Source organism: Agromyces sp. P1_H4, from assembly GCF_056405255.1.
In genome coordinates, this window is record NZ_JBFUCL010000530.1 from 1 (window position 1) to 1520 (window position 1520).

At 74.5% G+C, this 1520-nt stretch carries 2 protein-coding genes; both read right to left on the reverse strand.

Translation table 11 applies throughout. From position 1 onward, the window contains the following. Positions 1-363: phage tail protein (locus AC1DY2_RS19680; RefSeq protein WP_476763945.1), on the reverse strand; the 363-nt coding region annotated here is incomplete at its 3' end. A gap of 1 nt (position 364) precedes the next feature. Then, positions 365-1520, reverse strand: a 1156-nt coding sequence (locus AC1DY2_RS19685; protein WP_476763946.1) for a putative baseplate assembly protein, incomplete at its 5' end; no start/stop codon positions are given.

Here is a 1520-nt window from a genome sequence, read left to right on the forward strand (position 1 = left end):
CTCGGTGACGACGACCTCGGCCTCGGGGCCGGCGGCGAGCAGCATCGCGTCGCGGATCCCGGCGGCGGTTCCTGCACGTCGGTGCAGGGCCGCCGCCCCTGCGACGATGCGGCGCCGATGCTCGACCGACCACGCGGCATCCAGCTCGACGTCCACCCAGCCGGCGAGCCAGTCGAGGAAGTCGGGAGGAGTGGTCTGCGGGCGCAGGTAGGAGTCGAGGTTGTCGAGCACGGCGAAGACCGGCGCGAGCGAGGTGTCGAACGCGCCCAGGAAGCGCTGGAGGAACTCGTCCTCCTGCAGCACCGCAGGCAGCCGGTCGATGACGGGAACCGGGCTGTCGAGACCGCCGATGACGCCGCGCACCTCACACCCCCGCCGTCACGCGCACGCGGTGCTCGAACCCGAAGACGAGTGCATCGGGGTCGAGGTCGATGCGCTGGGTGGGCTCGCCGCGCTTGCCGGTCACCGGGTCGGCGCCGAAGAGYAGCACCTCGTCGACGAGCTCGGTGCCGGGCAACGACTGCAGCACCGAGTAGACCTCGCCGGCGAGCACCGGCCGCCCGAAGGGCCAGCCGCCGCCGTCGGCTCCACCTCGGGCGGCGTCGAAGTACCGGTAGAGGGTCGCGAGGGCCTGCTCGCGCAGCGGCTCGACCGCCACCCGCGGTCGGGCGATCAGCTTCGCGACCACGGTGATGCCCTGGTAGAGCGGCGGTTCGATCGAGAGGCGGGCACCGACGGTGCGCCGTGGCTCGAGGTCGTCGGCGATGACCTGCAGCACCTCGTCGGCGGGGATGAGGTCGGCGAACTCCACCCGTCCGTCGGGCCCGATCGCCGCGGCCGGCACCACCAGGAGCCGCACGCCCTGCCCCTCGCCGTCGCCCTTCGCGGCGACGGCACGCACCCTGGCCACGCCGGGCGCCGCACGCCGCGCCAGCTGCTCGTAGTCGTCGAGCGTCACCGCCCGGTCGAGGGTGCGCAGGGTGAGGGGTCCGCGCGCCTTCGCCTCCTCGATGCGCTCGCCGTCGACGCCGTCGTGCGCCGCCCCGCGATTGACCACGCCCCGCACGAACGGAACCGTGGTGCGCAGCACCGAGAGCGTGCCCGGCGCCACGTTGCCGCGGGCTCCCCCGCCCACGCGATACCGGCGCACGCGCAGGGGCGCGCCCTTCGGCGGCACCGCACCGAAGTGGCGCAGCGACCCGTCGGGCTCGCGCACGGCGGGCGGGAACGACACGACCCCGCGGGTGCGATCCACCCGCACGACCTTCGCATCGGACGCCTGGTCGGCGAAGTCGTCGACCTCGGTCCACTCGTCCCATCCGCCGCCGGCGCCCACGTCCACGGTGAACGGCGCGCCGTCGTCGACGATGGGCCGTACGGCGAGCGTGAACTCCTGCCCGGGCACGCCCTCCGACAGTCCGAGGATCTCGTCGTCAACGGTGGACGCGTGGATGGCGGCGGCGACCCCGCCGACCGTCCGCGCCTCCGCCGCCCGCACGACGGGCGACGCGCTGTACGTC